Source organism: Actinophytocola oryzae (assembly GCF_004364325.1).
In the GTDB taxonomy this organism is placed as follows: Bacteria; Actinomycetota; Actinomycetes; order Mycobacteriales; family Pseudonocardiaceae; genus Actinophytocola; species Actinophytocola oryzae.
Window position 1 is genome coordinate 19,404 of record NZ_SOCP01000006.1, and the last position, 23,755, is coordinate 43,158.

Below are 23,755 nucleotides of genomic sequence, written 5' to 3' on the forward strand. Positions count from 1 at the left end.
GTCAGGCCAGGCCGAGCTGCGCCGGGGCCTCCGGGTCCGAGTCGGCCAGGAACTGGCTGCACCGCTCGTACTCCTCGGTCTCGCCGATCGCCTGTGCCGCGTGTGCGAGCGCCGCGAGCGCACGCAGGAAGCCGCGGTTGGGCCGGTGTGACCACGGGACGGGCCCGTGGCCCTTCCAGCCCGCGCGGCGCAGCTGGTCCAGCCCCCGGTGGTAGCCGGTGCGTGCGTACGCATAGGCGGCAACCGGGTTGTTCTCCGTCAGCGCCAGCTCGGCGAGTGCCGCCCAGCCCTCGCTGAAGTCGGGCCACTCGGTGACCACCTTCGCGGGGTCGGTGCCACCCTCGATGGCCGCCTGCGGCTCCGGCCGGTCCGGCAGGTGCGTGGCGGGCGGGCCACCGAACAGGTTCTCCTGCAACGTCATCGCTCAGCCCGCCAGCATGCGGCCGGTCGACCTGAGGTGCTCGCACGCCTGGGTGACGCGGGCGGCCATGCCCTGCTCCGCCGCCTTCAGGTAGGAACGCGGGTCGTAGGCCTTCTTGTTGCCCACCTCGCCGTCGATCTTGAGCACGCCGTCGTAGTTGCTGAACATGTGGCCGACGACGGGACGGGTGAACGCGTACTGCGTGTCCGTGTCGATGTTCATCTTCACGACGCCGTAGGACAGCGCCTCGTGGATCTCCTCGAGCAGCGAGCCGGAGCCGCCGTGGAACACCAGCTCGAACGGCTTCTCGCCCGGTTTGCCGAGCTTCTCCGCGACGACCTCCTGGCCGCGCTTGAGCACGTCGGGACGCAGCTTCACGTTGCCCGGCTTGTAGACGCCGTGGACGTTGCCGAAGGTGGCGGCCAGCAGGTAGCGGCCACGCTCGCCTGCGCCGAGCTTGTCGACCGTCTTCACGAAGTCGCCCTCGGCCGTGTACAGCTTCTCGTTGATCTCGTGGGCGACGCCGTCCTCCTCGCCGCCGACGACACCGATCTCCAGTTCGAGGATGATCCTGGCCTTGGCCGCGGCCTCGAGCAGCTCGGCGGCGATGTCCAGGTTCTCGTCGAGGTCGATGGCAGAGCCGTCCCACATGTGCGACTGGAACAGCGGCTCCTTGCCCGCCGACACGCGCTCCTGGGAGATGGCGATCAGCGGCCGGACGAACCCGTCGAGCTTGTCCTTGGGGCAGTGGTCGGTGTGCAGGGCGATGTTGACCGGGTACTTGGCCGCGACGACGTGCGCGTACTCGGCGAGCGCGGTCGCACCGGTGACCATGTCCTTGACCTTGGTGCCGGAGGCGAACTCGGCCCCGCCCGTCGAGACCTGGATGATGCCGTCGCTCTCCGCCTCGGCGAAGCCACGCAGTGCGGCGTTGATCGTCTCGGAAGAGGTCACGTTGATCGCGGGGAATGCGAACTCGTTGGCCTTCGCCCGGTCCAGCATCTCGGCATAGACCTCGGGTGTGGCGATGGGCATCGGCAGGTCCTCCTCAGGGCTCGCAGGGCCGTCGCGGACGATCCTACGAGCCCCTGCTCGCAGGCACTTCGGAGGATGACCGATTCAGAAGCGGAGGACCGGCGCCAGCGTGCGGAGCACGGCCAGCTTGTCGTCGTTCAGCACCTGCAGCGGCACCTGGTCGGCGCCCGCGTCGAGGTGCGCCTTCACGCGCGTGCGGATGTCGTCCTCGTCGCCCCAGACGACCAGGGCGTCCACCAGGCGGTCGCTACCGCCGTCGGCGAAGTCGTCCTCGGTGAAGCCGAGGCGCAGCCAGTTGTTGGTGTAGTTCGGCAGCCCGAAGTAGAAGTCCAGTCGGCTCCTGGCCAGTGACCTGGCCTCCGCCGGGTCGGTCGTCAGGGCCACCTTCTGCTCCGGGGCGAGCAGCTTGCCCGCGCCCAGGATCTCGCGTGCCTGCGCGGTGTGCTCCGGGGTCGTCAGGTACGGGTGGGCACCCGCGGTGCGGTCGCGGGCCAGGCCGAGGACCTTCGGACCGAGAGCGGCCAGCGCCCGGCCCTCGACGGGGACACCGCCCTCGTCGAGACCGTCCAGGTAGGACACGAGCTTGTCGTAGGGCTTCCTGTACCTGTCGCCGACGGCGGGGCCGTGCCCGACGCCGATGCCGAGGATGAAGCGGTCGGGGTACGCGGTCGCCACCCGGTGGTAGCCGGCCGCGGCGACCGACGCCTCCGCGTCCCACACGTTGACGATGCCGGTGGCGCCCACGAGCCGGCGCGAGGCGGCCAGGATCGGCTCGACCGTCGTGAGGTCCGGTGACGGGGAGCCGCCGAACCACGCGGTGCCGTAGCCGAGCTCCTCCAGTTCCGCCAGTGCCTCCGGGTCCCTGAACCCCTCCCATGCCGAGTGGTCCCAGATGGCCAGTGGGCCGATCTCCATGCCGCCTCCCATTGTCTTCGATGGATGACGAAGACAACCCGCAGCGTGACGGGTTCATTCCCGACCGGAGTCCTTCGTCCGGCCCCCAGACGTCGGCGTTTCGCGCACCGCTGTCGTCTACTGCGAGTAGGTTACTCGTGGTAAGTTCGGCTCCATGCGCACTGTCAGGGGAAAGGTCGTGCTGGTCACGGGTGCTGCCCGGGGCATCGGCGCCGGAGTGGCACGGGCACTCGCCGCGAAGGGCGCGAAGGTCGCGCTCGTCGGGCTGGAGGCCGAGGAGCTGGCCGCGGTGGCCGCGTCGTGCGGGACGGACGCCGGCGCGTGGGAGGCCGATGTCACGAGCTGGGACGACCTCGAGAAGGCCACCGCCGCGATCATCGCGCGATATGGCCGGATCGACGCCGTGCTGGCCAACGCGGGCATCGCGGCCACCGGCTTCACGCGGTCCATCGACCCCGCGGCGTTCGAGCGGGTCATCAACGTGGACCTGCTCGGGGTGTGGCGCACCGTCCGGGTGACGTTGCCGCACCTGATCGAGTCCAGGGGCTACGCGATGCTCATGTCCTCCGCCGCCGCGATCGTGCACATCCCCGGCAACGCCGCGTACTCCGCGGCCAAGGCGGGCGTCGAGGCGTTCGCCAACTCGCTGCGCGCCGAGGTCAGACACCTCGGCGTGGACGTCGGTGTCGTGCACCCGACCTGGATCGCGACCGACATGGTCGACTCCGCCGACGCGCACCCCGTGTTCGGCAGGCTGCGCGGCACGCAGCCGGGTCTGGCCGGCAAGACGTACCCGCTGTCGCTCGCCGTCGACCTCGTCACGGCAGGCCTGGTCAAGCGGGCCAGGGTCGTGCATGTGCCGGGCTGGGTCGGCGTCGCGAAGCTCTTCAGGGCGCTCATCCCCAGGCTCGTCGAGCGGCAGTCCCGCAAGCTCGTACCCGCCGCGGACCTGGCGGCGATCGAGGACATCGAGAAGCGCGGCGCAGCCGAGTCGAGCCTGGTCGGGCCGGGTGCGAAAGCCGCGGCCGACCGCGAGCGTGCGCTATAACCGGTCCCATGCCATCACGCCGGGACCAGATCCGGATGTCCGGCGAGGAGGTCGCCGCCTTCCTCGCCGAGGGCAGGACGGCCAACTTCGCGACCGTCGGCCCGAACGGCAGACCGCACCTGGTCGCGCTCTGGTACGTGCCGCACGGCGACACGATCGAGACGTGGACCTTCGCCAAGTCGCAGAAGGCGGCGAACCTGCGCAGGCTCCCGCAGGCCACGATCCTCGTCGAGACCGGCGACTCCTACGAGAAGCTGCGTGGCGTCTCGATGGAGTGCGACGTCGAGCTGGTGACCGACACGGAGAGGATCACCGCCATCGGCGGGCAGCTCATGCGGCGCTACAGCGAAAGCGACGAGATCGCCACGTCGGCGGGCCAGTTCGCGCGGCTGCAGGCGCCGAAACGGGTCGGTCTGGTGTGCCGGCCGACGAGGATCACCAGCTGGGACCACTCGAAGCTGGGCGGCGCCTACTGAGGTCGCGGTCGTGTCGATACCGTGAACCAGGCCATGTCCGAACGTTACAGACGGGCGTGGGGGTGGACCGGTAGGGTTCCGGCTGTGCCTGGGGACCTCAGTGCGGAACGCAGCGTCGAGCGGACGCTCGGACACCTGCGCGCTATCGACACCGGCAGCTTTCCCGTGCCGATGGCACAGCAGCAACAGGCGCCGCTGACCCTCGAGGACCTCTACCGCACGCACCGCATGCGGCTCGTCCGGCTCGCGCTTCTCCTGGTCGACGAGCCCGCCACGGCCGAGGACGTCGTGCAGGAGGCGTTCACGGGGCTGCACCGCAACTGGGGCAACCTCCGCGACGCCGCCGCCGCGCTCGGCTACCTGCGCACCGCGGTCGTCAACGGGTCGCGGTCCGTGCTGCGCCGCCGCAAGACCGCCCGTGAGTACACCCCGCCGCACCAGGTCAACGCGCGGTCGGCGGAGAGCCTCGCCATGCTCACGGCCGAGCACCAGGGCGTCGTTCGGGCGTTGTCGCAGCTCCCGCCCCGTCAGCGCGAGGTGCTGGTGCTGCGTTACTACGGCGACCTGTCCGAGGCGGAGATCGCCGACGCCGCGGGCATCTCGAAGGGCACGGTCAAGTCGACGGCCAGCAGGGCACTCGACGCGCTGCAGAAGATCATGCGCACGCCCAACTGATTTCTCCGCCGCGAGCGATTCCCCACCCGGTCATGCCCATGAAACGTTAGACAATCACGCGACCGCATTGATACATTGTTAAAAACCCCCATACGGTCGCGAGGCGCTATGGTATAGACCAATGGCGTCATGGTTCGAGGGGTGAGGGATGGCTGCGCAGCTCATCACCGGGGGACGGGTGGCCACGCCGGGCGGCGTGCTGGACCCTGGGTGGTTACTCGTCGAGAACGGCCTGGTCAGTGCGATCGGCTCGGGGGAGGCACCCGGGGTGGCCGGCGTGCACAGGACCGACGCCTCCGGGAGCTGGGTGGTCCCCGGCTTCGTCGACATCCACTGCCACGGCGGCGGTGGCGCGGCGTTCACCAGCGCGGACCCCGGGGACGTCCGCCGGGTGGTGGCCGCGCACACCGCGCACGGCACCACGACGATGCTCGCGAGCCTCGTGACCCGCCCGGTCGCCGAGCTGGTCGAGCAGGTCTCGGCGCTGTCCGAACTGGTGGCGGACGGCATGGTCGCGGGCATCCACCTGGAGGGCCCGTTCCTCTCCGCGGCCCGCTGCGGCGCCCACGACCCCGAGCTGCTGCGCCCGCCGGACCCGGTCTCGGTCGAGGCGCTGCTGTCGGCAGGCCGGGGCGCGATCCGGATGGTGACGGTCGCGCCGGAGCTGGACGGCGCGGTGCCCGCGGTGAAACGCCTGGTCGACGCGGGGGTCATCGCCGCGATCGGCCACACGGACGCCCTGGCTGAGGACGTGGTGCCCGCCGTGGACGCGGGCGCAACCGTGGCGACACACCTGTTCAACGGCATGCGTCCGCTGCACCACCGCGAGCCGGGTCCCATCGGCGCGCTGCTCGACGACGAGCGCGTGACCGTCGAGCTGATCTGCGACCTCGTGCACCTGCACCCGACGGTCGTGCGGCTGGCCGCGCGGCACGCGGGCGCGGGCCGGACCGTCCTGATCACCGACGCCATCGCGGCCGCGGCGGCAGGCGACGGCACCTACGACATCGGCGGCCTGAAGGTGGACGTCACCGACGGCGTGCCGACCCTCGTGAAGGAGGACGGCGAGGCCGGTGGCGGTTCGCTCGCGGGCAGCTCGCTGACCATGGACGCGGCGTTCCGGAACCTCGTGAAGAGCTGCGGCCTCGGCGTGCTCGACGCGGTGGCCGCGGCGTCGACCCGACCTGCGGAGCTGCTCGGCCTCGGCGACGTCACCGGCCGGCTGGCACCCGGTTTCGCGGCGGATGTCGTGCTACTCGACGACGCGCTGCGCCCGGTGTCGGTCATGCGGCGCGGGGAGTGGGTACCTTCCGGGGTGTGAGCGGAGCAGGCAGGGAGGCGTCGTGACCGGGGACCCGGAGAAGCTCCTCTCCGAGGCACTGCGGGCCCAGGCGACGCGGGCACCCGCGGACACGTCACCCGTGGGGTACGGGTTGCTGTCCGGCAGCGACCTGCCGCCCGCGCTGCGACCGCAGGAGCCCACCCACCGGGTCATCGAGGACGTCGGTCAGGTGCCCGCGACCCTGATCCTGCTGTTGGCCCTGGTCCTGGGCCTGGCGGCGGGTGCGGTCGTCGGCCTGATGACGCTCCTGTGATGCCCCGTCACTTCTCGCGTACCCTTTCGAAACGTGACGCCTGCTGCCGCCGCCGTGCACGCTATGTCCATTTTGCCGTCCTGGCTGGACCCCGAGACCATTCTCCGCGGAATGGGTGGCTGGGCGCTCGCCGTGCTCTGCCTCATCATCTTCGCCGAGTGCGGGCTGCTGGTCGGCTTCTTCCTGCCGGGTGACTCGCTGTTGTTCGTGGCGGGCCTGTTCGTGGCGACGGGTGCGATCGAGACGCCGCTGTGGGCGGTGTGCGCGCTGGTGACGGTGTGCGCGTTCGTCGGGAACGTGTGCGGGTACTGGATCGGCGCGAAGGTCGGGCCGACGCTGTTCAACAAGCGCGACTCGAAGCTGTTCAAGAGGGAGTACGTCGACAAGACGCACGAGTTCTTCGAGAAGTACGGCGCGCGGGCGGTCATCATGGCGCGGTTCGTGCCGATCGTGCGGACGTTCATCACCGCGATCGCGGGCGTCGGCAGGATGGACGCCAAGAAGTTCTTCACGTTCTCGGCCGTCGGCGCCGTGTTCTGGGCCTCGGGCGTGACCGTGCTCGGCTACTTCCTCGGCGAGATCGACTTCATCGAGAAGAACATCGACGCCATGCTCGTCGTCATCGTCCTGATCTCGGTCATCCCGATCGTCATCGAGATCGTGAAGGCCCGCCGCGAGAAGAAGCAGACGAACAGGCTGGCCAACGAGGACACGCAGGTCATCCCGCGCTTCTGACCCTCAGGGCATCGAGAACATCGACCCGGGGTTGAACAGGTTCTCCGGGTCGAACGCGGCCTTGACCGCCCGGTGCGCACGCATGGCGACGGGGCCGACCTCCCGTTCCAGCCACTCCCGTTTGATCTTGCCGATGCCGTGTTCCCCGGTGACCGTGCCGCCGAGTTCCAGCCCCTTGGCGAGGATGGCGTTGAACGCCACGTTCGCCCGCCGGAACTCGTCCGCCGAGTCGGGGTCGTAGACGATCGTCGGGTGCATGTTGCCGTCGCCCGCGTGGCCGACGACCGCCACCCGCAGGCCGACCTCCGCGCTGACCTGCTCGCAGGCGGCGATCAGCTCGACGATCCGCGTCCTCGGCACGCAGACGTCGTCGGTCATCAGGGCGCCGTAGACCTCCAGCGCGGTCAGCACCGCCCGGCGCGCCGCGAGGAGCAACGAGCCCTCCGCCGGGTCGAACGTCGTGTGGACCAGGTCGGCACCGGCGTCTCGACACACCTGCTCGATCGCGCGAAGCTCCCTGGCCGCCGCCTCCCCGCCGGAGTCCGACTGGCACAGCAGCAGCGCGGCGCAGCCCCTGCCCGCGCCGAGCTCCGTCTTCAGGTGGGTCTCGACAGCCGCGATGGACGCCGCGTCCATGATCTCCATCAGGGACGGGACCAGGCCCTCCCTGACGATCCGGCTCACCGCCTCACCCGCGGTCTCCAGCGCCGAGAAGGCCGCCACCGTCGTGCCGGGAGCCTGTGGGAGCGGACGGAGGGCCAGCGTGGCCTGGGTGATCACGCCGAGGGTGCCCTCGCTGCCGACGAACAGCTTCGTCAGGTCGTAGCCGGCCACGCCCTTGACCGTGCGGCGACCCGTCCTCAGCAGCTCGCCGTCGGCGAGGACCACCTCGAGGCCGAGCACCGAGTCCGAGGTCACGCCGTACTTGACGCAGCAGAGGCCGCCCGCGTTGGTGGACAGGTTGCCGCCGATCGTGCACCAGTCGTAGCTGGACGGGTCCGGTGGGTAGAACAGGCCGTGCTTCTCCACCGCGGCACGCAGGTCGAGGTTCACCACCCCTGGCTGGACCACCGCGACGCGGTTGTCCTGGTCGATCTCGACGATCGCGTTCATCCTCGTCATGGCCAGGACCACGCAGCCGTCGACGGCGTTGGCCGCGCCGGAAAGTCCGCTGCCCGCGCCCCTCGGCACGATCGGGACCTTCGCCGCCGCGCAGGCTCGGACCACCGCCTGTACCTCCGCGACGGTGCCCGGCAGGACCACCGCCAGCGCGGTGCCGTTGGGCGCCGTCGGCATCATGTCGCGCTCGTAACCGCGCGTGACATCGGGGTCGACGAGCACCGCACTGTCCCCCACGGCCTCGCGAAGGTCGTCCAGAATAGTGCTCACCCCGTCACCGTAACGGGGATCTCGAGTGGAAATCGAGTCACCTGACCGACACTCGACCAGGTGAATGCATGACACCGAACCGAGATCAGGACGTTCAGTGTTCGCGTGCTCGATCATTTACAGTGGTTGATACGTCAATGAGGACGTGAGAGGGGGTGGGGGTGCAGTGACGCTACCGACGCGGCCACAGGCCGTGCCCGCGAGTCCCAGTGTCCAGAGCAGAGCCCTCGCGCAACTCCTCATGAGCGGCCTGCGCCCCCTCGGCGACCGCATGAGCATCACCAGCTGGCCCCAACGGCGGCTCGTCCGCGAGATGTTCGACACCGTCGGCCTCACTCCACTGCCGCGTGGCACCCGAGTGGAATCGGTGACGGACGGTGACGTCCGAGGGCTGTGGCTCACCGGCAGGCGCGCCGACCCGGCGAACGGTGTCGTGCTCTACCTCCACGGCGGCGGATTCGTGTTCGGGTCCCGACGCACGCACCGGCACCTCGCGGCAGCCCTGTCGGTGACCACCTGGCGCCCCGTCCTCCTCGTCGACTACCGGCGCGCGCCGGAGCACCCCTTCCCGGCGGCCGCCGACGACGCACTCGCCGCCTACGACTGGCTCCTGCGCACCCACGCGCCCGAGAGCATCACCGTCATGGGCGACTCGGCGGGCGGCCACCTGGTGGCCGGGCTGCTCGCGGACCTGGCACGGCGCCGCAGGCCCATGCCTGCCGCCGCGGTCATGTTCTCGCCGTTCCTCGACCTCGGGTGCGCCGAGGTGACCGACCGGGACGCCGTCCGGCGTGACCCGTTCGTGCCACCCCAACGGGCGATCGAGTGCGGGCTCAGCTACGCGGGTGCCTATGCGCTCAGCCACCGCAGGCTCAACGTCCTCGGAGCGGGCAAGCGACGCTGGCCGCCGGTGCTGATCCAGGTCGGCGACACGGAATGCCTGCTCGGCGACTCGGAACGGATGGCCGAGAGCATCAGGTCGGCGGGTGGGCACTGCGAGCTGCAGGTGTGGCCGGGGCAGGTGCACGTGTTCCCGGCGTTCTACCCGCTCATCCCGGAGGGCCGCGCCGCTCTGCGGTACGTGGGTGACTTCCTGCGTACCAATACCCTCGAATCGGTGACGGAACAGGACGTTGTCGCCACCGCCAGTTGACACACCGATGGAGATCGGGCGAATTCGGGCACGTTCGGCGTACGACCGATCTCCGGGCACGTACGCTACCTGTCGTGAGTTTGATGGCTGAGGCGAGCACGGTGGCTTCCGGCGTGCTCGAATCCGCCGGGCCCGTCATGGTCTGGATCATCGTGCTCGGGTTCGTGTTCACGGAGTGCGCCTTCATCGTCGGCCTGTTCCTGCCGGGCGACTCGCTGCTGTTCGCGGCGGGTGTCGTCCTCGCGGAGCACAACGGCGAGCTGCACGCGTGGGCGCTGTCGATCGTCGCCGTGGTCACCGCGGTGATCGGGAACATGGTCGGCTACTACATCGGGCACAAGGCCGGACACACGATCATCGCGCGGCGCGGCGGCCGGGTGCTGAACCTGGAGAACCTCGCCAAGGCGCGGGACTTCCTCGACCGGCGGGGCTTCTGGGCCATCGTGCTGGCGAGGTGGATCCCGTGGATCCGGACGTTCGCGCCGCTCATCGCGGGTGCGGCGAAGATGGACACCCGCAGGTTCCTGCTGGCCACGACCATCGGCGGGCTGGCGTGGGTGCCCACGCTCGTGCTGGTCGGGTACTACGGCGCCGGACTGCTGGAGCAGCTGCCGTGGCTCAAGGCCGTCGCCCTGTGGGGCAGCATCGCGTTCTTCGTCCTCGGCACCGCGTACGGCGTGATCCGCTACCGCCAGGAGATGCGCAGGCCACCGGTCCCCACGACCGTCAACGCGGCCAACGACTAGTCGTCCTCGTCTGGCTCCCGCGCCCACAGCACCAGCTGGATGCCGTCCGGATCACGCAGGGAGATCACCTCTGTGCCGGGCGCCGAGTGCTCCTCGGTGATGGGTGAGAACGTCACGCCGTGCTTGGTCAGACGTTCCGTCCACTCCTGCAGGCAGGCACGGTCCGGCACGGAGAACGTCAGGTGGTCCAGCCCCGGCCTGCGCTCGTCGAACCGCGCGTAGTCGGACACCGGGTGCTGGACGAGGGTCAGCGTGATGCCGAGCCCCGGCCCACGTAAGAAGGCCTTCCGCATGCCGGACGGCGATTCGTCCTTACCGATCGACTCGAACCCCAGCACGCGCTCGTACCACGGGACACTTCGGTCCACGTCGGTGACGGTGAGCGCGACATGGTGAACACCGGTCAGCGTGGGCATCAGAGTCCTTCCCGACCCGGGGTGGCGGGCCGCCTCAGCCATACTGCCGCAGCGCGACGACAAAACCACCGCCGTTATCGGATCTGTGATGGTGTTGGTTTGCTCGCTGGTGAGCAGGCTCTGACACCGGCTCGCTCGCTCACGCCTTGCGCGGTTGCACTGTCCCTTCGCTCGATTGCGGGGTCGTTCAGTAGCCGCCGCTTATGGGGAGTACGGCTCCGGTCACGAACGAGGCCGCGGGTGACAGGAGCCAGGTCACTCCTTCCGCGATCTCCTCCGGTTCTCCCGCTCGCTTCATGGGGATCATGGGAGCGCGTTCGTTCGGGCGGTCGGGCATGCCTGCCGCCGCGTGGAGGTCCGTGTGCACCAGGCCTGGCGAGACCGCGTTCACTCGGACGCCCTCCGCGGCCACCTCCTGTGCCAGGCCGTAGGTCATCGACTCGACCGCCGCCTTGCTCGCCGCGTAGTGCACCCACTCGCCGGGTGAGCCTCGGCCGGCGGCCGTCGACGAGACGTTCACGATCGCGCCGCCCCCGCCGCCGTGGCGGGTGGACATGCGGCGGACCGCCTCGCGGTTGCACAGGAACACCCCCACCACGTTGACGTCGAGTACGCGGCGGACGGTCGCGACGTCCTGCTCGTCCAGCCGCCCGGGGGAGTTACCCGTGATCCCGGCGTTGCACACCACCCCGCGCAGGTCGCCGAGGGAGGCCGCCGCCTCGAACAGCTCCCGCACGTCCGCCTCGTCGGCCACGTCCCCGGGCACCGCGCGGGCGACCCCGCCCGCCGACTCGACCTCCGCCACCACGGCCCGCGCCGCGTCGTGGTCGGTCGCGTAGCCGAGGACCACGCTGTGCTCCCGCGCGAGCTGCCTGACCACCGCCGCGCCGATACCCCGGCCTCCGCCGGTCACGATCATCACGCCCACACGGCGAAACCTATCCCGGTGAGCGCTCCAGGAGTGCCGCGGCTTCCAGGACCATCCACCCGGAGAGCTGCACCGACAGGTCCCGTTCGACCCTGCGGTGTGCCGGCGAGCGCGGCACGCGGGCGGGCTTCGACCACTCGGGGCCGAACAGCGGTCCCGACGGCGCGAGCGCACGGTTGCGCCACGCCGCCCCGGCCGAGCCCATGACCAGCGCACGCGCCACGTCCGCGGCGGGTGAGGGCAGCCGCAGCGCGGCCTGGGCCAGGTAGCGGGTGAGGATGCCCGCGAACAACCCGCCGTCGCCGCCGCCGCGGCCACGCACGACCAGCTCGTCGTTGAGGTGCGCGGCGACGGCGTTGATCGTCCGCGCCGCGCGCTCGACCCACACCCCCGACCGGTCACCTCGCGCCAGCTCGACGCACGCGCCGATGTACACGCCCTGGCAGTAGGTGTAGGTGACCTTGACGATGTCCCTGATCGACCCGTCCGGCCGGACGTACACGCCGTCCCACAGCAGTCCGGTGCCCGGGTCGACCAGCACCTGCGACATCCACTCGGTCATCGACCTGGCGCGCTGGCGGTCCTGGCGCTCACCGCCCCTGGACGCCCAGCGGGCGAACAGTATGGCGGCCGGTCCGTTGGCGGGCACGTTCTTGAAGTCGTCCTCGCGCCGCCACCAGATGCCGCCACCGCCGTGGTCGGTCCAGCCCGACCGCAGCCGCGCGGCGATCCTGTTCATGGCGGCGACCACGGGCACGCGCTCGCAGTCGTTCGCGCGCATGAGCGCGAGGCCCAACCACGCGATGTCGTCGTAGTAGTCGTTGGTCCACGAGCCCAGGTTGCGCAGGTGGATGCCCCGGACGACCCGCGCGATCATGCCCGCGCGCGTCCGGCTCGGCTGGCGCTCCTGCGCGTCGACGAGACAGTCGAGCAGATGGGCCTGCCACCAGTAGTTCCAGTGCCCGTGGAGGCGGTTGTTGACCGACTGGGGCCAGCCTGCGACACCGAGGCGCGTGCCGGGCAGACCCCATACCCGGCGGACGTGGCGCGCCACGACGGCCCGCTCGGCGACGGCCGCACGCGCTCCCCAGAGGGACGGCGAGTTCTCGGTCGTGCTCTCCGCGAAGCCGGCGCGTTGGGTCACCCCTCCATCGTGCGTTCTGAATCGGTTCCGATGTGTCCGCCGGAAGAGTGATGTCACCGTCCTGTGTCATGGTGATTCCCATGACACAGACCCCGGTGACGTGTCCCCTGTGCGAGGCAACGTGTGGGTTGTCGGTGACGGTCACGGAGGGTCAGGTCACCCGGGTGCGTGGTGACGACGCCGACGTGTTCTCGCACGGTTACATCTGCCCGAAGGGCGCGTCGCTCGGGGCGTTGCACCACGACCCCGACCGGTTGCGGGCCCCGCTGGTGCGGCGGGACGGCGAGCTGGTCGAGGTGAGCTGGGACGAGGCGTTCGCCGAGATCGAGCGGCGGCTGCCACCGCTGATCGCGGAGCATGGGCGGGACGCAGTCGCTGTGTACGCCGGTAACCCGTCGGTGCACAACACGTCGACGGCGCTGTACGGGCCCGTCTTCTACAAGGCCCTGAACACGAGGAACTTCTACACGGCGAGCACGGTCGACCAGCTGCCCAAGCACTTCTCGGCAGGCCACATGTTCGGCCACGCGCTCACGATCCCGGTGCCGGACCTCGACCGCGTCGACCACCTGCTGATGCTCGGCGCGAACCCGCTCGTGTCCAACGGCAGCCTGATGACCGCACCGGACGTGCGCGGCAGGCTCAGGGCACTGCGCGACCGAGGCGGCAAGCTCGTGGTCGTGGACCCGAAGCGCTCCAGGACGGCCGAGCTCGCCGACGAGCACCACGCGATCCGCCCCGGCACCGACGCCCTGCTGCTGTTCGCGTTGGTCCGGACGCTCTTCGCCGAGGACCTCACCGACACGCGGGACCTGCCGGTCAACGGCGTCGACGAGGTCCGCGCGCTGGCCGAGCCGTTCACCCCGGAGGCCGTGGCCGTCCACACCGGACTCGACGCGGACGTCGTCCGGACCATGGCCCGTGAGCTGGCCTCTGCCGGGCGGGCGGTGGTGTACGGCCGGATCGGCACCACTACGCAAACGTTTGGCACCCTTGCGAGCTGGCTGATCGACGTCCTCAACACCCTCACCGGCAACCTCGACCGCGAGGGCGGCGCGATGTTCCCGCTCGCCGCGGCGGGTCAGGCCAACGCGCGGGCGGCGAAGAAGAGGCGGGGGTTCCAGACCGGTCGCTGGCGCAGCCGGGTCCGCGACCTGCCGGAGGTCATCGGCGAGCTGCCGGTCGCGACGCTGGCCGACGAGATCCTCACCCCGGGGGACGGCCGGGTCCGCGCGCTGGTCACGGTCTGCGGCAACCCGTGCCTGTCCACGCCGAACGCGCGCAGGCTCGAGAAGGCCATGGCACGGCTGGACTTCATGGTGTCGGTGGACGTCTACCTCAACGAGACGAGCAGGCACGCGGACGTCGTCCTGCCCGGACCGACGCCACTGGAACGACCGCACTACGACCTGACCCTCTACCAGCTGGCCATCCGCAACGTCGCGAACTGGACACCCGCCGTCCTGCCGACGGAGGTCCCGCAGGAGTGGGAGACCCTGCTGCGGCTCACGGGCATCGTGACCGGCCTGGGGTCCGACCCGGACCTGAAGGCGCTCGACGACCTCGTGGCCGACCAGACGGCCGAGCGCCTCGGCGTCGAGAAGGGTGATCGGCACGGGCCGGAGCGCCTCATCGACATCATGCTGCGTGGTGGGCCGTACGACCTGACGCTCGCCGACCTGGAGGCCGCGCCGCACGGCGTCGACCTCGGCCCGCTGGAGCCGAGGCTCCCGGAGATCCTGACCACGACGTCGGGCCGGGTCGAGCTGGCCCCCGAGGCGATCACGGTCGACGTGCCGAGGCTCGCCGAGGTGCTCGACCGCCCGGTGAACGGCGAGCTGCTCCTCATCGGCCGCAGGCAGCTGTCGTCCAACAACTCGTGGATGCACAACCTGGCCCCGCTCGTCCGGGGCTCGAACCGGTGCACCGCGCAGCTGCACCCGGACGACGCGACCCGTCTCGGGCTCGTCGACGGCGCCACGGCGGTGGTCCGTTCCCGTGCGGGTGAGATCGAGGTGCCGGTGGAGGTCACGGACGCCATCCGGCCCGGCGTCGTCAGCATTCCCCATGGTTGGGGGCACGACGTGGCGGGCGCGCGGACGTCGGTCGCACGTGCACATGCAGGTGTGAATGCCAATGTATTGGCTGATGAGACACTGTTGGACGCCCTGTCCGGCACTGCGGCGTTGAACGGGATCCCAGTCCAGATCGAGCCCGCCTGAATCAGAATGAATCAGATTTGACTCGCTTCGGTCACCATCCGTCGACGCTATGTATGCAGTACCCCGGATCAGGTGATACACCTACGCCTGAGTAGCCTCACGCATCGTCTTGACTTTTCAGTGTGCCAAATGGTCTGATCTGCATCACATCGAATCACTTCGGGTCATCCGAGCGAGGGATGGCGGGAGGGTTCAGAAGCTTCATGGACACGTTGGACGGGTTGGGGTCGTCGCCTACCGGAAGGGAGCGGTTGGCGGCGGAGTTGCGGCGGCTGCGCGGCCTTGCCGGAGTGTCCGGACGGGATCTCGCACAGCGCGTCGGCATCAGTCAGTCCAAGGTGTCGCGCATCGAGTCGGGCGCCGTGATCCCGTCCCTTCCGGAGGTGACCGCCTGGGGAAAGGAGCTGGGTGTGTCAGTCGAGACGCAGGCACAGCTCGCGGCGTTGATCGAGGCGGCGTACAACGAGGTGCACCCATGGGGATCGGCCCTGCAACGCGGCAACCTGCAGGAGAGCGTCCAGGACCAGGAGTCCACGGCGACCCGGATCGCGGTGTTCCAGCCGTCGGTGGTGCCAGGACTGCTCCAGACCGCCGAGTACGCGCGGCGGGTGATCGGCATGTTCCACCGCGACTACGCGCGCAGCGACCAGGCCGCGGAGATCTCGAGCCGTCTGCACCGCCAGCTGGCGCTGTACGACACGGACCGCCACTTCGACTTCCTGATCACCGAGGCCGCGCTGCGCTGGCGTCCCGGCCCGGTGCAGGTGCTGCTGGCACAGCTCGACCGCATCATGTCGATCCGCACGCTGGACAACGTGACGGTCGGCCTGATCCCGCTCAGCGCGGAGGCGACCACCCTCACCAGCCACGGCTTCGTCCTCTACGAGGGCGACGGGCAGGAGTCCTGGGTCACCGTCGAGACGATTCACGCGGACATGAAGGTGGCCGCGCCGGATCACGTGGGGATCTACCGGTCCCGGTGGGGCCTTCTCCGCGAGATGGCGCTCTACGGCGACGAGGCACGGGAATTCCTGAGCAGGATTGTGGCCGGACTCCGCACCGGTTGAGTCCAGGACGACAACGGAGTTCGTCACCCCGCGACGGGCTAGCGAATACGACCGAAAACCCCGGCCAGCATTCCACTGGCGAACGCGTCCCACACGCTGCGCGTCAGCATCAGCACGGGACCGTTGGGGTCCTTGGAGTCCCGCAGACCGACTACCTCGGTTCTGGCCACCTCGACGCAGTCACCGCCCTCGCTGAAGCTGCTCTTCTCGAAGGTGGCGTGTGTCCGGACCCAGCTCTCGAATTGGCCGTTCATGTCTCAATAGAAACCGAAGGCGAGAGATGACGAAAGAGTTCGACATTCTTTCGACCGAAACTGTCATGTTTCACCTCTACGGCACGGTGGAGGCGAGCATCGACGGGGTTCGGATCGGGCTGGGGACGGAAAAGGAACGTCGCATGGTCGTGCCGCTCCTGCTGACCATCAGACGGCCAGTCTCCTATCTGGAGCTTGCCGACTGGATGTGGGACGGCTCGCCGACCAGCGCGCCGGACGACCTCGGCCGGTACATGGGCGACTTCCGCACCCGGCTCACCCAGCTGGGGTTCCGAGGGGCGCTCGTCAACCGGGACCGGGTGTGCAGGCTGAACGTCGCATCCGAACAGGTCGACCTGCACCGGCTCACCACGCTGCTGACCGAGGTCGACCAGCTTGACGACGAGACGGCGGCCAGGCGACTGCGGGACACGCTCACGCTGTGCGGCGGGGAGCCGCTCGCCGGGCTGTCCGGCCACCGCATCGACGCCTGTCGCCAGGTGCTGCTCGAGGAGCGCAGACGCGCGGAGATGACACTCATCCGCGTCGACTTCCGGCTCGGCCGCGCCGCACACCGCGTGCCCGACCTCGTGCGGTTGTTCCTCGACCGCCCGGAGGACACGGCTGTCGCCACGCTCACCATGCAGGCGCTCGCGATCAGCGGTCGGCAGGCAGAGGCGCTCGGCGTGTACCGGCGGTGCTGCGAGCGGCTCGTCGAGCTCGGCATGAAGGTGCCACCGCAGATGGCCGACCTGCACGGCCGCATCCTCCGCGACGAGCCCGCCATCGCCGAGCCGGAGCTGGAGCGCCACCTCTGACCTTGGTAGCCGGCCTCCTGGGGGTGGGCCGGCTACCAGGCAACGTCCAGGTCGGCGTGCTCGCGGACCCACGCGTGCATCACGATCCCGGCGGCCACCCCGGCGTTGATCGACCGGGTCGAGCCGAACTGCGCGATCGACACGACCTGCGTCGCCTGCTTGCGGGCGTCCTCGGACAGGCCGGGACCTTCCTGTCCGAACACGAGGACGCACCGCCGGGGCAGCGACACCGTCTCCAGCCGCGACGCGCCGGGGGTGTTGTCCACCGCGACCACGGCGAGCCCCGACCCGGTCGCGAACTCGAGCAGCGCGGCCATGTCGGGGTGGTGCCGGACGTGCTGGTAACGGTCGGTCACCATCGCGCCCCTGCGGTTCCAGCGACGCCGACCGACGATGTGGACCGCGCGGGCGGCGAAGGCGTTGGCCGTCCGCACGACAGTGCCGATGTTGTGGTCGTGCTGGAAGTTCTCGATCGCCACGTGGAAGTCGTGCCTGCGGGTGTCGAGGTCGGCGACCACGGCGTCGCGGCGCCAGTAGCGGTAGGCGTCGACCACGTTGCGACGGTCGCCGTCGGACAACAGCGCCGCGTCGTACCGGTCGTCTGCGGGCCAGTCACCCTCCCAGGGACCTACGCCGACGGGCTCGCCGAACTCCCACTCGGTTGGACCGGGCTCCTCGGCCACCGCTTCCACGCTCCCACGTACGACACGACCACCACGACGATCGCCCCCGCACCGACGACCGGCAGCAGTACCCGGGGGATGATCTGGCCGTAGATGTAGTACTCGTTGAACCCTCCCGGCAGCGGACCGAGGCCCTGCATGCCGCGGAACCAGTTTTCCAGAGCCGTGAGCGGGCAGGCGATCGGCGTCACGTTGACGATCACGCCCCAGGCGGCGAAGAACATATGCACGAAGATCGACCTGGGCCAACGCCAGGCCAGGAACCCCCCTAGACCGATGTACAGGAGTGCCGTGAAGTGCACGAACACCGTGACGTCGGCTAAGAACCCCGCCATACCGCCAAGCTAGCCGAAAAACCAACCCAGTGCCGGTGGATTCTGTTGCGGTTGGATTGCTGCCCGGATCAGAGGCCCAGGTCACCCTTGCCGAGCAGGTAGCGGTACTGGAGCCCGCGCGCCTCGACGGCCTCACGCGCACCGGTGTCCCGGTCCACGATCGCCGCGACGCCGACGACCCGCGCACCGGCCTCGTTCAGCGCGTCCACCGCGGTCAGCACACTGCCGCCGGTGGTCGAGGTGTCCTCGACGGCGAGCACCGGCTGGCCCGTGACCTCGATGCCCTCGATCCGCCGCTGCATGCCGTGCGCCTTGGTCTCCTTGCGGACCACGAACACGTCGAGCACCTCACCCACGCTCGCGGCCGCGTGCATCATCGCGTACGCGACGGGGTCGGCACCCAGCGTGAGCCCGCCGACCGCGACGTAGTCCCAGTCGGCGGTGAGCTGGCGCAGCAGCCTGCCGATCAGCGGGGCGGCGGCGTGGTGGAGGGTGGCGCGGCGGAGGTCGACGTAGTAGTCGGCCTCCGTGCCGGACGCGAGCGTGACGCGCCCGTGCACGACGGCGAGTTCAGTGATCAGGCGAGCGAGTTCGCCCTTCGCGGTGAGGTCAAGGGTGCGCACGGACCTAACTGTATAGATTGGCTCGCTCCGCTCGCGGCGAGTGGGCCTTCTCCGGTTACATTGGCTCGCTCCGCTCGCGGCGAGTGGGCCTTCTCCCGACGTCTTCCCTCCTGCGCGCGGAGGTCGCCTGGGCTCGTTCCTCGCGCAGGCGACCTCCGTGCTCGTCAGTCCAGACGTCGGCGGCCCCCTCGCAGCCTTAAGGGGTCACACCTGCTTGTTCGTGCGGGAGCTGTGGCCATCATTGGCGAGTGCGCTTGCTCCCCCTGCGGTGGGTTGCTTGGTCGTGCGGTCGCTTGGGATCAGCCGAAGCCGCGCTGGTCCTGCTTGAGGGCGGTGTCGACCGTGAGCGCGGACGCGACGACCATGCTGGCGATCGGGTCCTGTAGCGGTCGGTGGATCTGCACGACGTAGTTGTCAGCCGTGGTGAACATGGTCTTCGCGAAGCCTTCCCAGGTCTTCGTGATGCGTGCGATCTCGCCGCCGGTGTGGTCGACGACCGCGAAGTTCCACGCCCGCCAGTTCTCGGCCTGGATGCCACCGATCTTCTGCTCGCCGACCATGAACGAGAAGCGGATCTTGCCGACCATGTTGTCCTGTTGGATCTGGCCGATCTCGTGGCCGTCCGGCCGCTGCACGATGATCCGCGACTTGAAGACCTTCGCGGGCCGGGTCAGGTACAGGACCGGCTGGTGGTTGGCGTCACGCACCTCCAGGCGGTGAGTCAGGAACTGGTCGTAGCTGGTGAAGAACCGGACGGCCTTCTTGAACGCGTTCTGTCCGATCTGCGCCACGGAGCCGAGCTGGCGGCCGTGCTGGTCGAACACCGCGTACTCGTTGGCCATCTCGATGAGCTTGACCTTCTGGTTCACGACCAGAACGGGCTCGGTGAACAGCGTGCCGCCGCCGTAGCCGACCTGGCCGACCCCGGCCCTCCTGGTCTGGTCCCGGATCTTGTCCGGGTCCGGGCCGCGCCCGAGCTGGACCTCGAAGGGGCTCGCGTCACTGCGAGGCTGCTGCTGCGCTTGCTGCGTGTGCTGGGTCCACTGCGCTCCGTCCCACCAACGGAGCATCGTGGAGCCGGGCTGTTCGGGATACCACCCCGGTGGCTGCGTCATGCGAGTCAGCTTCGCACTTTCGCCCGTCCGGTCGCAGCCGTTGTCCGATTACTCCTCGATCGCGATTTCGCCCCGGCCGCTCAGGTCCGGTCCCGGCCGCCTGCCACCTTCGCCTCGGCACGGCGCAGCAACGCGGCCGGCACCAGCCTGGGCACGGTCATGATCGCCTTCCACACGGCACCCGGCACCGACCGCGACCGGCCACGACGCAGGTCACGCAGGCAGTCCGCCACCACGCGGTCGGCGTCGAGCCACAACGCGTCCGGCAGCGCGGCCATGTCGTCGCCCGCCCGGTCGTGGAACTCCGTCCGCGTGAACCCGGGGACGAGTGCCAGGACCCGCACGCCGGTGCCCGCGAGGTTCGCGGCCATCCCCTCGGAGAACGCCGTGACCCAGGCCTTCGACGCGCCGTACGTCGGGCCGGTGGCCGGGAAGAACCCGGCGACACTGGAGACGTTGACGACCGCGCCCCTGCGCCGGGCCAGCATGCCCGGCAGCGCGGCCCTGGTCAGCCGCAACACGGTGGTGACGTTGACGTCGAGCTGCGCCTGCAGCAGGTCGACCTCCGCCTCGGCGAAGGCGCCACGCGTGCCGAAGCCCGCGTTGTTGACCAGCATGTCGACGGGGTGCTCCTCGTCGGCCAGCCGCTCCTCGACCCGCTTGCGAGCCCGGGTGTTGGACAGGTCCGCCGTCATCGGCGTGACCGTGACGCCGTGCCGCTCCGACAGCTCGACCGCGACCTCCTTGAGGCGCTCCCTGGTGCGCGCGACGATCACCAGGTCGTACCCCTCCGCGGCGAGTTTCCTGGCGAAGGCGGCGCCGATGCCTGCCGTCGCCCCCGTCACGAGTGCGGTTGGCATGTCTCCCCCGAAACTAGTCGTGTCGCTCGCCGTGCCGTCCCGTCGGGTGCTCGTGCTCCCCGACCGGGTCGACCTCGGCGTCGAACGGGTCGATCACGTCCGCGATCTCGCCGATCCCGCGCAGGAGGCGTTCGAGCCGCGACGGTGACGCGTGCGGTGCGACGCTCGCCAGCACCCAGCCCGCCTCGATCCACGCCACGGGGATGTCCGCACCGATCTCCTCGGTCGCGTCGACCAGGTCCGGCGTGATGATCCCGCGTGCCGAGGAGATGTCGGAGACGAACGCGTACCGCTGGCCGACGGGCCCGAGCAGCTCGGGCATGGTGTCCCGCTGGAACGGCGCGCTCGGCAGCCACAGCTCGACCACGGCGGGGTGCACCCGCCTGCACTGCACGGCGGCGATCACGGTCGTGACGCGTCCGCCGGTCTCGAGGTCGAACACGTACACCTTGCGCCTGCCGTCCGCGGTGAACGTCGAGCCGGCGACCACGTCTCGGGCCACGCCGCCGCCGTGGAAGGCGATGGCGCCGCCGCTCCACTGCGCGGGCAGGAGGTGGTCGCTGTCGGCGTACTGCCAGCCGCGCAACGCGGCCCAGTGCCGTCGCTCCCTGTTTCGCGAGGTCAGGTGGGCGCGGTCGCGCAAAAGCAACGCGACGCCTGCGACCCCGGCGACGACCGCCACGACGAACCACACCAATGCCGGTATGCCCACCCCGGCAAGCGTAGTCGTCACCACGTCGGCGCCGGGATCACAGGCCCCGTGTCACGCACGCTGGTCGCCCCTGTACCGTTTAGCTATAGTGCTAGCTACCTAGATAAATGGAGGTGAACGCATGATCGAGTTCCACCTGGACGCCAAGTCCGGGTTGTCGCCGTACCAACAGCTCGTGCAGCAGGTCAGACACGCCCTGCGGCTCGGGCTGATCGACAAGGGCGACCAGCTCCCCAAGGTGAAGGACGTGGTGGCGAGCCTCGCCATCAACCCGAACACCGTGCTGAAGGCGTACCGCGAGCTGGAGCACGACGGACTGGTCGCCGCGCGACCCGGCGTCGGCACGTTCGTGACCGGGACGCTCAACGGCTCGTCGCTCGCCGTCCTCGCGCCGCTGCGCCAGGACCTCAACCGGTGGCTGTCCAAGGCCCGCCGCGCCGGCCTCGACGAAGAAAGCATCGAGGCCCTCTTCATGGCCACGTTTCGCACCGCGTCCAGAGAGGACATAGCGTGAGCGTGCTGCGGGCCCAGGGGCTGGGCAAGAAGTACAAGCGGAAGTGGGCGCTGTCCGGCTGCTCCCTCGACATCGAGCCGGGACACGTCTCGGGGCTGGTGGGACCGAACGGCGCGGGCAAGTCGACGCTGCTGAACATCGCCTCCGGGATGCTCGAGCCGACCACCGGCACGATCGAGGTCTGCGGCGGCACCCCGGGCAGCGGCCCGGAGCAGCTGGCCAAGGTCGGGTACGTCGCGCAGAACACGCCCGTCTACTCGAACCTGTCCATCGAGGACCACCTGCGGCTCGGGCAGCACCTCAACCCCAACTGGGACGAGGCCGTCGCCAGGACCCGCGTCCAGCGGCTCGGGTTGGATCCCAGGCAGCACGCGGGCAAGCTCTCCGGCGGCCAGCGGGCGCAGCTGGCGCTGACGATCGGCATCGCCAAGCGGCCGGAGCTGCTGCTGCTCGACGAGCCCGTCGCCGCACTGGATCCCCTCGCACGGCGGGAGTTCCTGCAGGACCTCATGGAGGCGGTCGCCGAGCACGGGCTGTCGGTCGTGATGTCCTCGCACCTGGTCGCCGACCTGGAACGGGTCTGCGACCAGCTCGTCGTGCTCGTGGACTCGCAGGTCCGGATCTCGGGCGACGTCGAGCAGCTGCTCGCCGTGCACCACCGGCTCACGGGGCCGCGCCGCGACGTCGACACCCTGCCGGTCGACCAGCAGGTCGTCTCCGCGAAGCACACCGACCGGCAGACGACCGTAGTCGTCCGCACCGAGGAGCCGATCCTCGATCCCGCGTGGACGGTCGCGCAGCTGAGCCTCGAGGACCTCGTCCTCGAGTACATGGCCAACCCGGTCGCCGCCCGCCCCGCACTGGAGGTGCTCCGATGACCTGGTTGACCTGGCGCCAGTTCCGCGTGCCCGCGTTGTCGGTGTTCACCGGCCTCGCCGTGATCGGCGTGATCCTGGCGATCACCGGCCCCGACCTGGTCGGCAGGACGGACTTCTCCGACGAGGACATGCTGTTCGGCGGCACGATCCTCGCGCTGTACCTGCTGCCTGCGCTCGTCGGCGTGTTCTGGGGCGTGCCGCTGGTCACCCGTGAGCTGGAGACCGGCACGCACAGCCTCGTCTGGAACCAGAGCATCACGCGCAGGCGGTGGCTCACGACCAAGCTCGGGGTCGGCACGGTGACCGCCATGGCCGCAGGCGGGCTGCTGAGCCTCGCGGTCACCTGGTGGGCCAGCCCGATCGACACCCTGGCGGCCCAGTCCACCGACCGGGGCATGCTGAGCCGCATCGCGCCCGTGGTGTTCTCCGCCCGGGGCATCGCACCCATCGGCTACGCGGCGTTCGCGTTCGTCCTGGGCGTCACGGTCGGGATCCTGCTGCGTCGCACGCTGGCGGCGATGGCCGTCACGTTGGTCGTGTTCTTCGGCGTGATGCTCGCGGTGCCCTTCCTCGTACGCCCGTACTTCCTGCCCGCACTGCAGGAGACGGTCACGATCGAGGACTCGAGCATCATGGGGATCCACGGGAGCGAGCAGGGGATCGAGGAGATCCTGACGCGGGAGCCCGCTGGCGCTTGGGTGCTGGCCAACGAGACGGTCGATCAGGACGGCAACGTGGTCTCCCCACTGCCCTCCTTCGTCCAGAACTGCGTGCCGAGGCCCGGCTCGGGCCCGCCACCGGAACCCGGGACCATGAGGTCCTGCCTCACCCAGCTGGACGAACGCGGCTACCAGCAGCACCTCGCCTTCCAGCCGGGCTACCGGTTCTGGCCACTGCAGTGGATCGAACTGGCCTTCTTCCTCGCGCTGTCCGCGCTGCTCACCTGGCTCTGTTTCCGGCGCCTGCGCCACCTGTCCTGATCCGCGATTCCACAGGGG

The 23,755-nt window shown here is 69.8% G+C and carries 28 protein-coding genes; 14 read left to right on the plus strand and 14 right to left on the minus strand.

The features are described from left to right. Position 1: 1 nt before the first annotated feature. The 3 genes from CLV71_RS17870 to CLV71_RS17880 form a co-directional block, all read right to left on the minus strand. Positions 2 to 421 (minus strand): DUF3151 domain-containing protein, encoded by a 420-nt coding sequence (locus CLV71_RS17870; protein ID WP_133903940.1) that lies wholly within the window; start codon positions 419 to 421, stop codon positions 2 to 4. A gap of 3 nt (positions 422 to 424) precedes the next feature. Beyond that, positions 425 to 1,456, minus strand: coding sequence for a class II fructose-bisphosphate aldolase (gene fbaA, locus CLV71_RS17875; RefSeq protein WP_133903941.1), 1,032 nt, complete (start codon positions 1,454 to 1,456; stop codon positions 425 to 427). A gap of 84 nt (positions 1,457 to 1,540) precedes the next feature. Beyond that, positions 1,541 to 2,371: an LLM class F420-dependent oxidoreductase gene (locus CLV71_RS17880; RefSeq protein ID WP_133903942.1), complete on the minus strand. Its 831-nt coding sequence runs from the start codon at positions 2,369 to 2,371 to the stop codon at positions 1,541 to 1,543. Between the two features lie 154 nt (positions 2,372 to 2,525). Between CLV71_RS17880 and CLV71_RS17885 the strand changes: the two genes are divergently transcribed. The 6 genes from CLV71_RS17885 (at position 2,526) to CLV71_RS17910 (ending at position 6,900) form a co-directional block, all read left to right on the plus strand. Continuing rightward, positions 2,526 to 3,419 carry a short-chain dehydrogenase/reductase gene (locus tag CLV71_RS17885; protein ID WP_133903943.1) on the plus strand — a complete coding sequence of 298 codons (894 nt, stop codon included), beginning with the start codon at positions 2,526 to 2,528 and terminating at the stop codon, positions 3,417 to 3,419. 8 nt (positions 3,420 to 3,427) lie between these two features. After that, complete coding sequence (locus CLV71_RS17890) at positions 3,428 to 3,895, plus strand: pyridoxamine 5'-phosphate oxidase family protein (protein WP_208297610.1); 468 nt, start codon at positions 3,428 to 3,430, stop codon at positions 3,893 to 3,895. A gap of 84 nt (positions 3,896 to 3,979) precedes the next feature. Then, positions 3,980 to 4,570 (plus strand): SigE family RNA polymerase sigma factor, encoded by a 591-nt coding sequence (locus CLV71_RS17895; RefSeq protein ID WP_424923887.1) that lies wholly within the window; start codon positions 3,980 to 3,982, stop codon positions 4,568 to 4,570. Positions 4,571 to 4,718: 148 nt separating this feature from the next. Then, on the plus strand, positions 4,719 to 5,891 hold the full coding sequence (nagA, locus tag CLV71_RS17900; protein ID WP_133903945.1) for an N-acetylglucosamine-6-phosphate deacetylase: 1,173 nt from the start codon (positions 4,719 to 4,721) through the stop codon (positions 5,889 to 5,891). A 22-nt stretch (positions 5,892 to 5,913) separates the two neighbouring features. Then, entirely contained in the window at positions 5,914 to 6,165 is a 252-nt protein-coding gene (locus CLV71_RS17905; protein ID WP_133903946.1) for a hypothetical protein, read from the plus strand. Between the two features lie 63 nt (positions 6,166 to 6,228). Beyond that, positions 6,229 to 6,900 carry a DedA family protein gene (locus tag CLV71_RS17910; RefSeq protein WP_133904315.1) on the plus strand — a complete coding sequence of 224 codons (672 nt, stop codon included), beginning with the start codon at positions 6,229 to 6,231 and terminating at the stop codon, positions 6,898 to 6,900. A 3-nt stretch (positions 6,901 to 6,903) separates the two neighbouring features. Here CLV71_RS17910 and CLV71_RS17915 read toward each other — a convergent pair whose 3' ends face one another. Next, the gene (locus tag CLV71_RS17915; protein ID WP_243866546.1) at positions 6,904 to 8,289 is read right to left on the minus strand and encodes an FAD-binding oxidoreductase; all 1,386 of its coding nucleotides are present in this window, start codon (positions 8,287 to 8,289) and stop codon (positions 6,904 to 6,906) included. A gap of 166 nt (positions 8,290 to 8,455) precedes the next feature. On the opposite strand from CLV71_RS17915, the gene CLV71_RS17920 reads away from it, so the two are divergent. Together CLV71_RS17920 and CLV71_RS17925 are read left to right on the plus strand one after the other, a co-directional pair. Continuing rightward, positions 8,456 to 9,442: an alpha/beta hydrolase gene (locus CLV71_RS17920; protein WP_133903948.1), complete on the plus strand. Its 987-nt coding sequence runs from the start codon at positions 8,456 to 8,458 to the stop codon at positions 9,440 to 9,442. Between the two features lie 83 nt (positions 9,443 to 9,525). Next, a complete protein-coding gene (locus tag CLV71_RS17925) occupies positions 9,526 to 10,188 on the plus strand; it encodes a DedA family protein (RefSeq protein WP_133904316.1) in 663 nt (220 codons plus the stop codon). On the opposite strand, the gene CLV71_RS17930 is transcribed toward CLV71_RS17925, so the two are convergent. From CLV71_RS17930 to CLV71_RS17940, 3 genes are all read right to left on the minus strand, one after another. Next, on the minus strand, positions 10,185 to 10,604 hold the full coding sequence (locus CLV71_RS17930) for a VOC family protein (RefSeq protein WP_133903949.1): 420 nt from the start codon (positions 10,602 to 10,604) through the stop codon (positions 10,185 to 10,187). The genes CLV71_RS17925 and CLV71_RS17930 overlap by 4 nt on opposite strands. A gap of 187 nt (positions 10,605 to 10,791) precedes the next feature. Continuing rightward, positions 10,792 to 11,523 carry an SDR family oxidoreductase gene (locus tag CLV71_RS17935; RefSeq protein WP_133904317.1) on the minus strand — a complete coding sequence of 244 codons (732 nt, stop codon included), beginning with the start codon at positions 11,521 to 11,523 and terminating at the stop codon, positions 10,792 to 10,794. A 19-nt stretch (positions 11,524 to 11,542) separates the two neighbouring features. Next, a complete protein-coding gene (locus tag CLV71_RS17940) occupies positions 11,543 to 12,676 on the minus strand; it encodes a glycoside hydrolase family 76 protein (RefSeq protein WP_133903950.1) in 1,134 nt (377 codons plus the stop codon). Between the two features lie 80 nt (positions 12,677 to 12,756). Between CLV71_RS17940 and CLV71_RS17945 the strand changes: the two genes are divergently transcribed. Together CLV71_RS17945 and CLV71_RS17950 are read left to right on the plus strand one after the other, a co-directional pair. Next, complete coding sequence (locus CLV71_RS17945) at positions 12,757 to 14,898, plus strand: molybdopterin oxidoreductase family protein (RefSeq protein WP_133903951.1); 2,142 nt, start codon at positions 12,757 to 12,759, stop codon at positions 14,896 to 14,898. Positions 14,899 to 15,101: 203 nt separating this feature from the next. Beyond that, complete coding sequence (locus tag CLV71_RS17950; protein WP_133903952.1) at positions 15,102 to 15,965, plus strand: helix-turn-helix domain-containing protein; 864 nt, start codon at positions 15,102 to 15,104, stop codon at positions 15,963 to 15,965. A 38-nt stretch (positions 15,966 to 16,003) separates the two neighbouring features. Here the strand turns inward: CLV71_RS17950 and CLV71_RS17955 are convergent, their stop codons facing one another. Then, on the minus strand, positions 16,004 to 16,219 hold the full coding sequence (locus tag CLV71_RS17955) for a DUF397 domain-containing protein (RefSeq protein ID WP_133903953.1): 216 nt from the start codon (positions 16,217 to 16,219) through the stop codon (positions 16,004 to 16,006). Between the two features lie 65 nt (positions 16,220 to 16,284). Between CLV71_RS17955 and CLV71_RS17960 the strand changes: the two genes are divergently transcribed. Further along, positions 16,285 to 17,037 carry an AfsR/SARP family transcriptional regulator gene (locus CLV71_RS17960; protein WP_166664148.1) on the plus strand — a complete coding sequence of 251 codons (753 nt, stop codon included), beginning with the start codon at positions 16,285 to 16,287 and terminating at the stop codon, positions 17,035 to 17,037. A 32-nt stretch (positions 17,038 to 17,069) separates the two neighbouring features. Here CLV71_RS17960 and CLV71_RS17965 read toward each other — a convergent pair whose 3' ends face one another. The 6 genes from CLV71_RS17965 to CLV71_RS17990 form a co-directional block, all read right to left on the minus strand. Beyond that, positions 17,070 to 17,720, minus strand: coding sequence for a TrmH family RNA methyltransferase (locus tag CLV71_RS17965; RefSeq protein WP_133903955.1), 651 nt, complete (start codon positions 17,718 to 17,720; stop codon positions 17,070 to 17,072). Further along, a complete protein-coding gene (locus tag CLV71_RS17970; RefSeq protein WP_133903956.1) occupies positions 17,666 to 18,055 on the minus strand; it encodes a DUF2784 domain-containing protein in 390 nt (129 codons plus the stop codon). Before CLV71_RS17970 ends, CLV71_RS17965 begins: the two co-directional genes overlap by 55 nt. A 68-nt stretch (positions 18,056 to 18,123) precedes the next feature. Next, on the minus strand, positions 18,124 to 18,678 hold the full coding sequence (gene pyrE, locus CLV71_RS17975) for an orotate phosphoribosyltransferase (protein ID WP_133903957.1): 555 nt from the start codon (positions 18,676 to 18,678) through the stop codon (positions 18,124 to 18,126). A 299-nt stretch (positions 18,679 to 18,977) separates the two neighbouring features. Further along, the gene (locus CLV71_RS17980; protein ID WP_133903958.1) at positions 18,978 to 19,793 is read right to left on the minus strand and encodes an LURP-one-related family protein; all 816 of its coding nucleotides are present in this window, start codon (positions 19,791 to 19,793) and stop codon (positions 18,978 to 18,980) included. A gap of 80 nt (positions 19,794 to 19,873) precedes the next feature. Next, positions 19,874 to 20,653 (minus strand): SDR family NAD(P)-dependent oxidoreductase, encoded by a 780-nt coding sequence (locus tag CLV71_RS17985; RefSeq protein ID WP_133903959.1) that lies wholly within the window; start codon positions 20,651 to 20,653, stop codon positions 19,874 to 19,876. Between the two features lie 13 nt (positions 20,654 to 20,666). Beyond that, the gene (locus tag CLV71_RS17990; RefSeq protein ID WP_133903960.1) at positions 20,667 to 21,365 is read right to left on the minus strand and encodes a type III secretion system chaperone family protein; all 699 of its coding nucleotides are present in this window, start codon (positions 21,363 to 21,365) and stop codon (positions 20,667 to 20,669) included. 121 nt (positions 21,366 to 21,486) lie between these two features. Here CLV71_RS17990 and CLV71_RS17995 point away from each other — a divergent pair, with 121 nt between their 5' ends. The 3 genes from CLV71_RS17995 to CLV71_RS18005 are packed head-to-tail and all read left to right on the plus strand — an operon-like array spanning position 21,487 to position 23,737. Beyond that, on the plus strand, positions 21,487 to 21,879 hold the full coding sequence (locus tag CLV71_RS17995) for a GntR family transcriptional regulator (RefSeq protein WP_133903961.1): 393 nt from the start codon (positions 21,487 to 21,489) through the stop codon (positions 21,877 to 21,879). Continuing rightward, positions 21,876 to 22,757, plus strand: a complete 882-nt coding sequence (locus CLV71_RS18000) for an ABC transporter ATP-binding protein (RefSeq protein WP_133903962.1) — start codon at positions 21,876 to 21,878, stop codon at positions 22,755 to 22,757. Before CLV71_RS17995 ends, CLV71_RS18000 begins: the two co-directional genes overlap by 4 nt. Then, on the plus strand, positions 22,754 to 23,737 hold the full coding sequence (locus CLV71_RS18005; protein WP_133903963.1) for a transporter: 984 nt from the start codon (positions 22,754 to 22,756) through the stop codon (positions 23,735 to 23,737). Before CLV71_RS18000 ends, CLV71_RS18005 begins: the two co-directional genes overlap by 4 nt. The last annotated feature ends 18 nt before the right edge of the window (positions 23,738 to 23,755 follow it).